Raw genomic sequence first — 9,044 nt, forward strand, 5'->3', positions numbered from 1 at the left:
CGGATCGACTGGTTGGCGATCTTGTCGCCTTCCTGGACCTCGCTCTCGACAGCCACCGCCTTCTTGGCCGGCTTCTTCGGCGCTTCGGGCTCGGCGGCCTTGGCGGGCGCAGCTGCGGCGGCAACGGGCTTCGGGGCAGGCGCCAGTGCCTCGATCTCGGTCTCGCGGAAGGCGCGCTCGAGTTCGTCGAGCGAGACCTCGCCGGGGCGCAGCGGACGCTCCAGCGTCTGATCCACCAGCGAGCCGTGGGTCATCGCCTTCTCCGGCGCCCTGGCTTCGACCACGGGAGCCTCCGGCACCAGCGGCGGAGCAGCTTCAGCGACAGGCACGGCTGCCGCGATCGGCGAAGCCGACGCTGACATCGCGGCCATGCCGCGCTCGACCATCTCTTCGAGCTGATCGATCAGGTCGCGGTCGTTGCCTTCCGGCTCGGCTTCGGTGGCTTCGAGACCGGCGAGAATCTCCTTGATGCGGTCAATCGACGACAGGATCAGCGTGACGGCTTCGGCCTTGACCGGCATGCCGTCGCGGAATTTGCCCATCAGGGTCTCGCCGGCATGAGCGAGCGCTTCGAGCCGGGGTAGACCGAGGAAGCCGCAAGTGCCCTTGATGGTGTGGACCAGGCGGAAGATGTTATCGAGGATTTTTGCGTTGTTGGGGTCCTGCTCGAACCGCACCAACTGATTGTCGACCGTGTCCAGGCTCTCGCTGGTTTCGGTCAAAAACTCCCGAAGCAAATCATCCATGAAATCGGCCTTCGAACGCAGCGGCGCGCGACATCGACGCGCCTGTCGGAACCAGGCCAGCTTCTATGCAAACCGTTTAATATTGGTTGAGCAAATGGAAAAGAACGGGATCAACAAAGACATAAGCGCGCGACATCAAATCGCGCGCCCGATCGTAACCGTTGCTTAACCATGCCGGGGCGGCAACGCCCGCCTTAGGCGGCAGTGATCAGGACCTTGTCGCCTTCCAGCACCAGCGTCACGTTGAGCCCGCAAGCCTGAGCGAGCAGTCGCGTGTAATGCGGCTGCACTGCATGCGCATCGACGGCGTGGGTCGAGCTTGCATTGAGCAGATCGACGATGTTCTGCGGCACGCGCGCGTTGAGCCCGCTCGACGTGATGCGGAAGCTCATGCTTTCGCCTTCCCCGATCGGATCGATCGTGAGGGTGCCGCCACGGGGGATCGTCTGCTGCGCGATGACGAGCATGTTGAGCAGCAGCTTGACGCGGTTCTTCGGCAGCAGCAGCCGCGGCAGATTCCAGGTCAGCGTGATCTTGCCGTCCTCGATGTGGCCCTTCGCCATGTTCTGGGCGTCGCCCAGATCGATCTGCGCACCGGAAGAACCGGCCGCACCGAATGCCAGGCGACAGAACTGCAGCCGCGCCGAGGCGGTCTTGGCGCTCTTGCGGATCAGGTCGAGCGCGAAGTCGCGGTCTTCCGGCTTCGGATTGTCGTCGAGGACCTCGAGACCATTGACGATCGCGCCGACCGGGCTGATGAGATCATGACAGACGCGGGAGCAAAGCAGCGCCGCGAGCTCGAGGGCATCGGGGGCGGGGCCGGGAGACGAAGTGCCAGACATAAAAAAGATCCTGGAGATTGTTCCTGGAAAGCCGCACACCGCGGCAAGAGTGCGAATCACGCATGCCTAAGCGGCTTGATACACTGCGCCAGCGCGTGCTGCCAGCCAGCGGCGGGGATGATAAGGGGAAGACAAACAGGATATGGAACCCGCTCATGAATGAGGCACGCCTGCCCGCCGTCGACTGCGACGCCGCGGCCGCGCTGATCGAACCGCTGACCGAACTCGTGATCCGCGCCGGCGAGGCGATTCTCGCCGTCAACCGCGTGGCGATGAAGGTCGAGGGCAAGAGCGACGGCTCGCCGGTCACGGAGGCTGACCTCGCCGCCGACACGATCATCGTCGAGGGCCTCGCTCGGCTGGCGCCGCGCGTGTCACTGTTGTCGGAAGAGCGCGTCCACCTGGCGAACCCGCCCTACAAGGACAGCTTGTTCCTGATCGACCCGCTCGACGGCACCAAGGAGTTCGTCGCTGGACGCAACGAATTCACGGTCAATGTCGCGCTGGTGACCCACGGTGTCCCGCTGCTCGGCATCGTCGGCGCGCCCGCGCTCGGGCTAATCTGGCGCGGCATCGTCGGCAAGGGCGCCGAGCGGCTGACGCTGCAAGCGTCGGGACTGCCGCTCGCGGAGCCGATTCGGACCCGCCCCTGCCCGCCGCACGGGTCACCCTGGACGGTGGCGGTCAGCCGCTCCCATGGCGACGCGCGCACCGAGACGTTCATTGCCGAGCGCGGCGGCGCGGTTCGTTCCGTGCTGGGCTCGGCGGTCAAATTCGGTCGCGTCGCCGAGGGCGAGGTCGATATCTATCCCCGCCTGTCGCCGACCTCGGAATGGGACGTTGCGGCCGGCCATGCCGTCGTCGTCGCGGCCGGCGGCAAGGTGACGGATTCGAAGGGCGCGCCGCTGCATTTCGGACTCGGCCGCGCCGACTTCCTGGTGCCGGAGTTCATCGCCTGGGGCGATCCGGCGGCGGCAACGTAATCATTGCGCAAGCGTCCGCACCAGCTCGGGCCAGCGCGCGGTGGCTTCTTTCAGGAAGCGGGCGGGATCGGCGGCGAAGGCATCGCGGCTCTGCTCCCGGCTGAACAGATAGAGCCGATTGCCAGAGATCACCCAGAAGCGCGGGTTGCCGGCAACGGTCACCCCCCGCGTCACGTCGGTCGGATCGTAGCCGCCGAATTGCGGACCATAGACCTCGGGATGGGCCACGAAGGAGGCGCGGTTGCCCTCATTGCGGAAGCGCCAGGCGACACCGCCCTGTTGGGCTTCGAATTCCGCCACGCCCTGGGTTGCCGTCCGATCGATGAAATAGGCGACGGGATCGAAGCCCTCGATGGCGAGGCCGGAATAGCGGTTCGCCACCACCCGTTCCGTCGTCGCGGCCCGCGCCGGCCAATCGGGTCCGAGAATCGCTAAAATGCCCGCCAACAGGCCGAAAATGGCCATTACGCGGCGCCACCCATATCTTTCCTGCCGTTGTACCGTCATAGTTGGTACCGATAACATCCGAGTCGAGGGGACACTGGACGCAACCTAGAGCCGTGCCTATTGGCGTCAGGTTAAAGGCGACGTCCAGAATATCGCTACCAGGGGTTCTTTATGACTTTCGCATCACGCCTCGCCGCGGTCGCGCTCGCCGCGCTGATGTGCTGGATTGTACCGGCGTCCGCCCAGAATGCCCCGCCGCCGCAATATCCGCCGCCGCAGCGTGAGCCGACCCCGTATACTTACGGGCCGGACGAACTGGTTGGCGCCGGCCACAAATTCTTCGGCAACGTCTCGCGCGGTCTTGCCTCGGTGATCGAGCGCGCGGTCAGCCAATGGGGCCTGCCCAACGGCTATGTGCTAGGCGAGGAAGGCTCGGGCGCGTTCGTCGCCGGCCTGCGCTATGGCGAAGGCACGCTCTACACCAAGAACGCCGGCGACCTGCGCGTCTACTGGCAGGGTCCGTCGGTCGGCTTCGACTGGGGCGGCGACGGCGCGCGCACCATGACGCTGGTCTACAACCTGCCCTCCACCAACGCGATCTATCAGCGCTTCGTCGGCATCGACGGCTCGGCCTACATCGTCGGCGGCTTCGGCATGACCGCGCTCACCGCCAACAACATCGTGCTGGTGCCGATCCGCTCCGGCATCGGGCTGCGGCTCGGCGCCAATGTCGGCTACCTCAAATACACCCCGCGCGCGACCTGGAACCCATTCTGATCCACCGGGTGTTTTGACCGAGGCGAGCGCGGTTAGCGATTCAGGTTAACGCGGCAACGGGCTGGCCTTTGGCCGGCCCGTCGTGCCATTGTGATTAACGAATTCTTTCTTTCCGACTGGAGTAACGCTTCATGATCGAACCGATCATGTACCTGGCGATCGGTTTCCTGCTGTCGATGCTGTGCGGCCTGATGATCGTGCCGCTGGTGCATAACCGCGCCGTCCGTCTGACCACGCGCCGCATGGAGGCGGCCACCCCGCTGTCGATGGCCGAAATCCAGGCCGACAAGGACCAGCTTCGCGCCGAATTCGCGATGTCCGCGCGCCGGCTCGAGATGAGCGTCGACCAGCTCAAGAACAAGACCACCAGCCAGCTCGCGGAGCTCGGCAAGAAGACCGACGCGATCAACCGCATGAAGATCGAGCTCGGCGAGAAGAACGCCGCGCTGTTTGCGATGGAAGCGCGCGAGAAGGCGATGAAGGAGCAGCTTCGCGCTACCGAGGAGGAATTCTCCGCCAAGACCGAGCTGCTGCGCAACGCCGAGCAGGCGCTGACCGACAAGCAATCCGAGCTCGGCAAGATCAACGCCGAGCTCAACGACCGCTCGATGGTCGCCGACAGCCGCCAGGTCGAGCTGGTCACAGTACGGACCCAGATCGAGGAACTGAAGAGCCGCGTCGGCGATGCCGAAAAGGAATTCGCGGCGACGCAGACCCGCCTCGCCCAGGAGCGCAGCGAGTCGGAAGCCGCCACCCGCGAGCTCACCGACGCGCGCGGCCGGGTCGAGAATCTGAGCCAGCGCGTCACCGATCTCGACCGCCAGCTGATCATCCAGGTCAAGGAAGCCGAGATGCTCGGCAACCGCGTCAGCGATCTCGAGGGACGGCTCGCGACCCAGGGCAAGATCCTGGCCGAGCGCGAATTCGAGAACAACCAGCTCAAGCAGGCCGCCGAAGTCAGCGAGCGCACCATCAAGGAGCTCCGCGAGGAACTCGGCGCAGGCGGCGGCAAGTCGTCGGTGGTCGAGAAGCTGCGCCAGGAAAAAGCGGCGGCCGAAGAGCAGCTCCGTGTCGCGCGCGACGAGCGGGCAAAACTGCAGCGCGACATCAACGCGATCCAGCAGCAGGCCGAAAGCTCCTGGGCGACCGAGCGGATGGAGAATGCGTTGCTGCGTGAGCGTATCAACGACATCGCCGCCGAGGTCGCAAAGCTCGCCATCCAGCTCGAAGGCCCCAATTCGGCGATCGAGGCGATGCTGGCCGCGGACCAGACGGTGCCGGCGAAACCCGCACCGAAGCCGGCCAATGGCGCGGCGCCGGTCGCGAGCCTGCCGGAAGGCGGCGGAACGCTTGCCGAGCGCATCCGGGCGCTGCAATCCCACGCCTCGCGCGCTCGCCAGCAGGGCGCGTGAAACACCCACTTTTGCCTGCCCCTTTGACTTGACACCCCTGCCCCGTACTTCGTAAATCGCGGGCTCTGACGAAGCGCCTGTTCGACCGGTCCCTTGGGGCCCTCCGCACGTCAAAATCCCGGACGCATAGCTCAGCGGGAGAGCGTTCCCTTCACACGGGAGAGGTCCAAGGTTCGATCCCTTGTGCGTCCACCATTCAACTCATTGAAATTGCTAGAATTCGGTGAGTTGCCTTAGCTGATCCAGCTGAGCTACGACAGCCGGTGCAAACGGCCTTCAGCATTCGCCCCACCCTTAACAAGGTATCCGATTTCGATTTTCACTCCGAATCGTGGAAGCGCCTTTTGGGCACGTCCACGCTATTCGCGGGGTTTTCCCGCCTAAAATTAGCTGGCAGCGGCGCTTCGCCGGCCAGGCTCAGGAGGATCGCGGGGTCAATCATCTTCCCACTCCAGTTCGCAAACGACCCGAGCGTCCACACTGAGTTCAGCGCTGAGGCTTTTTGCGTGTTCTGTCAGCAGCCGCCGCGGTACGATGACGAACGAGTATCCCTCTGCGCCTATCCGCAGCCTCAGCAACGCCACGCCAAACAGGGTCGTCAAAGTCGTCCTTTGATCGTCTGCGCGCCTCGAAGGCCAAGCCCTTAAGCGTCACTTCCGTCTGCATTTCGACCTTGATACCGATCCGCATGACATGGTCCTGGAGATCGCGCATCGCCTCTTTGGCTTCAAACGTGATCTGAGGCGGCTTTGGTTCGATCCCTTTCGCTCGTTGAATCTTGATCGTCGCAATGCGCTTGCGCCTCCAAATGTCATCCGCGATCAGCAGTTTTTGAAAGCGTCCACCTGTTCTCCCTCTCCCACTTCTCGCGGTTCAGCTTGGCTCCAATTTCAACAACCTTCCCCGGAGGGTTCTTCAATTCCTTGTCGAGCGCGTCGTAAGTTTCCATCGCCGCGGACCCGGATGCGATCAGGCTGCCATGAATGTGCCCCTTCTCATCAAATGTAAGGTAGCTGCCATCGGCTCGGGCAATACGGACCGGTTTGCCATTCTCAAGTTCAATGATGACATCTACGGCCTTCTGCTTCGTCCCTGCATACTTAGGCATCGCATCCCGGTCATGGATGAGACGCATCATCAGTTGCGGGCTTATTCGAAACACTCCATCGTCGGCGAAGAGGTAGAAGCGGATCGATACATTCATGCGGCCCGGCTCCGGTCAGGCCAATTTTCCTTCGGCGCGGACCTTCAAACAAGCCGAGAGGCGTCGGAATTTTCCGACAAAGCCGCGAGAACCATAACATACCTTCGGCTGCCCCGGGGGGGCGCGATTACTCGTCGCTGGTCGGATGAATGTGTCGCGAGCTGTCCTAGTTAGGACACCCACTTTTCCGAATTAGAACATTGGACTGGCCATATTATTTGGTGAAGTCGTGGGCGTGGTGCTCTGTCTCGGAAAGAGCGCGACAAATGGAATGCGGCCTCAGCCAAGCTCCGGCTGGGGCCGTCTTTTTGGTACTCGCGGCACTAGAGTCCAGCCCCACAAGTTCTCACCGAAGGCACAAGCACGTATCCTCGCGCGCCTTCTATCCATGACTGAAAATCGTATAAAGCAGAAGCACGGCAACGACGGCCGTCCAGGTGATTGATGTAGCGAAAGCCCATACCTGTGGCGGCATCGGATTTTACCTCTCGCAAAAATACTGAAGCAATACGAAGAGACCGCTGGCGCTGGACAGCGGCCTCTTGAACCTGGCCTCAAATAAAATGGCTTCGAGATAAAATCCCTTGCCTCCAGATCCGCCTTTATCAAACGTCGGATTTGCCGCCCAGTGAAGTCAAAAGCGAATCTAAAGCCAACGGAACAATTGAGACGTTGCGAGAGCGACACACCTTCGTTGCGCCTTGACCAATCCCTTGTTTGAGTAAGCATTGATGGCTGCGATAGCTAGCGGCTTCTCACCGTGTGCAATTGGCGCGATCATTGGATCCATGCCGATTGATCCCGACAACGACCCGAACGAGGCCTATGAGGTCGTCCCAATGAAGCCGGAGCCGCACGGGCCTCCCGCGGACTGGTGGACCTTGACGTGCAACGGGATTTCGGCTCAAACCACCCGCAGAAGAGCCGGTCGATCGGAATTTTTCCCTGCCCGCGTGCGGGGTTGAGGCGGCCATGCCGTTCTGGCGAGCCCCTAGGCATATGGATTCAGCAGCGAAAACTTCAGCCCTTTGAGTTCTCCGCCAACATCATGATAGCCTCCGATCGCTGAGGGCCTTCCACCCTGCAATTTATTTTTTGATTTTCAGATCCCGCGAATGCGCCCTCTGTCGTTTTGGCAACTCCGACAAGTGTTCGGCACAGGAGGTCGTAATTATGCGTATTCTTGAGGTTCTAAGAACCGGCCAAGTCGATCGGCAATTCACAAGAACATGGGCGGCATATGCCGTCGTCGCCACCGCGCTATGGTCGTGGGGTGCAAGTCCGGCTGCCGCGCAATTCAACTGGCATAGTTGGTATGCCAGCACCGGTACAAATGCCGCCGGGTGCGGTGAAATCGATAACCCTTGCAGAACGGTTAGTTACGCCATCGATCAGACCCAGGCTGGCGGTGAAGTGCAGTGTAAGGATGCAAACTATAATCCGTTTGTGACGATAACTAAGTCGATCACGATCACCTGCGACATACAACTAAGCACCAATCTTATTAGAACAGGTGCTTACAACTTCAACGTCAACATTGGTCCGAATGACGCTGTGATTGTGCGCGGTCTCAATTTTCACGGTGACGAGTACAGTTTCGGTTATTCCGTCCCGGGGATTGATTTTAAGGGGGCTGGCACTCTGGTTCTAGATAACGTCAAGGTAACTGGTTTTGTCACCGCCGGTATTCTGTTCGAACCAAACGGGCCTGCCAAACTGCAAGTAACAAATAGCCTCTTTGCTCGAAATGGAAACATCACCGGCGGCTCTGGAGCGGGGATTCGAATCCTGCCGCAAGCGTCTGGCGCAGCTCGCGTTCACCTTGATAACGTCACTATAGTCAGCAACGCATTCGGCGTAGCAGTCGATGGCAGCACGAGCGCGAACGGCATCAACATGACGATCGCGAACAGCATTCTTAGTGGAAACGCCAATGATGGTCTCGTCGCAACAACTTCCGCGGGACATTCGCCCGTTGGCGTCATGATGGCTAACACGAGGTCGACGAGCAATCTCTACGGCGTCCGATCAATTGGTCCGAACGTCACTGTCAGAGCGGATGGCTCCAAGATAGTCGGTAACGACTACGGCCTGGTCTCTCTGAACGGCGGTGCGCTTCTCTCTAGCGGTGACAACACGGTCCAAGCCAACGGCGTCAACGGCAGTTTCACCGGCTCGTTTTCCCATCAATAGAAGTTGCTCCAAGTTCTGGACGGGAGATCTGCCTGCTCGGCTGGTCTCTCGTTCACGCCTATCTGCAAGGGTCTGCGGGCAGCGCGGTGCCAAGATCAGGGGAGTATCCGAGCCGACCATGAGGAACGCCTTTCCAGATCACAACAGAACGCGATAGAGCGGTTGCATGAAGCACGTCGAGCCCCGCCCCTACGCCGATCCGGATAAGGCCGCGCGCCGCCTGATGGAGCACGCACGCGCATTCGAGCCAGTTCAAGACGGCAGGGTCTATATCGAGGTCATCATGCGCCTTTCCTGTTTGGCGACAAGGCCGCGGCCGCAGAATATGGGGCCGGCCTGAAATGCGCGATCGATCGCGGCTGGGTATCCATTCGGCGTAGGCCGCAGGGTTACCGCTTGAGCAGTCCAGGGTTCTCTTTGTAGAAGCTGATCAGCTCGAT

The 9,044-nt window shown here is 61.4% G+C and carries 9 protein-coding genes and 1 tRNA gene; 6 read left to right on the top strand and 4 right to left on the bottom strand.

Going from position 1 to position 9,044, the window contains the following annotated elements; genetic code table 11:
- Both JQ604_RS41285 and chpT read right to left on the bottom strand, forming a co-directional pair.
- A partial coding sequence (locus JQ604_RS41285; RefSeq protein ID WP_212366514.1) for an Hpt domain-containing protein occupies window positions 1–746 on the bottom strand: 746 nt, incomplete at its 3' end.
- A 194-nt stretch (window positions 747–940) separates the two neighbouring features.
- Window positions 941–1,588, bottom strand: coding sequence for a histidine phosphotransferase ChpT (gene chpT / locus JQ604_RS41290; protein WP_212366515.1), 648 nt, complete (start codon window positions 1,586–1,588; stop codon window positions 941–943).
- A gap of 155 nt (window positions 1,589–1,743) precedes the next feature.
- On the opposite strand from chpT, the gene cysQ reads away from it, so the two are divergent.
- Window positions 1,744–2,571 carry a 3'(2'),5'-bisphosphate nucleotidase CysQ gene (gene cysQ, locus JQ604_RS41295; RefSeq protein ID WP_212366516.1) on the top strand — a complete coding sequence of 276 codons (828 nt, stop codon included), beginning with the start codon at window positions 1,744–1,746 and terminating at the stop codon, window positions 2,569–2,571.
- Here cysQ and JQ604_RS41300 read toward each other — a convergent pair whose 3' ends face one another.
- The gene (locus tag JQ604_RS41300) at window positions 2,572–3,036 is read right to left on the bottom strand and encodes a YHS domain-containing (seleno)protein (protein ID WP_212366517.1); all 465 of its coding nucleotides are present in this window, start codon (window positions 3,034–3,036) and stop codon (window positions 2,572–2,574) included.
- 153 nt (window positions 3,037–3,189) lie between these two features.
- On the opposite strand from JQ604_RS41300, the gene JQ604_RS41305 reads away from it, so the two are divergent.
- The 3 genes from JQ604_RS41305 (at window position 3,190) to JQ604_RS41315 (ending at window position 5,402) form a co-directional block, all read left to right on the top strand.
- A complete protein-coding gene (locus JQ604_RS41305; protein ID WP_212366518.1) occupies window positions 3,190–3,795 on the top strand; it encodes a DUF1134 domain-containing protein in 606 nt (201 codons plus the stop codon).
- Between the two features lie 131 nt (window positions 3,796–3,926).
- Complete coding sequence (locus JQ604_RS41310; protein ID WP_212366519.1) at window positions 3,927–5,207, top strand: hypothetical protein; 1,281 nt, start codon at window positions 3,927–3,929, stop codon at window positions 5,205–5,207.
- Window positions 5,208–5,327: 120 nt separating this feature from the next.
- Window positions 5,328–5,402: transfer RNA gene (locus JQ604_RS41315), tRNA-Val, on the top strand.
- Between the two features lie 616 nt (window positions 5,403–6,018).
- Here JQ604_RS41315 and JQ604_RS41320 read toward each other — a convergent pair.
- Window positions 6,019–6,411 carry a hypothetical protein gene (locus JQ604_RS41320; RefSeq protein ID WP_212366520.1) on the bottom strand — a complete coding sequence of 131 codons (393 nt, stop codon included), beginning with the start codon at window positions 6,409–6,411 and terminating at the stop codon, window positions 6,019–6,021.
- A gap of 1,173 nt (window positions 6,412–7,584) precedes the next feature.
- On the opposite strand from JQ604_RS41320, the gene JQ604_RS41325 reads away from it, so the two are divergent.
- Window positions 7,585–8,604 carry a hypothetical protein gene (locus JQ604_RS41325; protein ID WP_212366521.1) on the top strand — a complete coding sequence of 340 codons (1,020 nt, stop codon included), beginning with the start codon at window positions 7,585–7,587 and terminating at the stop codon, window positions 8,602–8,604.
- Between the two features lie 166 nt (window positions 8,605–8,770).
- Entirely contained in the window at window positions 8,771–8,944 is a 174-nt protein-coding gene (locus JQ604_RS41330) for a hypothetical protein (RefSeq protein WP_249159439.1), read from the top strand.
- Window positions 8,945–9,044: the final 100 nt, after the last annotated feature.

The organism is Bradyrhizobium jicamae (genome assembly GCF_018130695.1).
Lineage (GTDB): Bacteria > Pseudomonadota > Alphaproteobacteria > Rhizobiales > Xanthobacteraceae > Bradyrhizobium > Bradyrhizobium jicamae_B.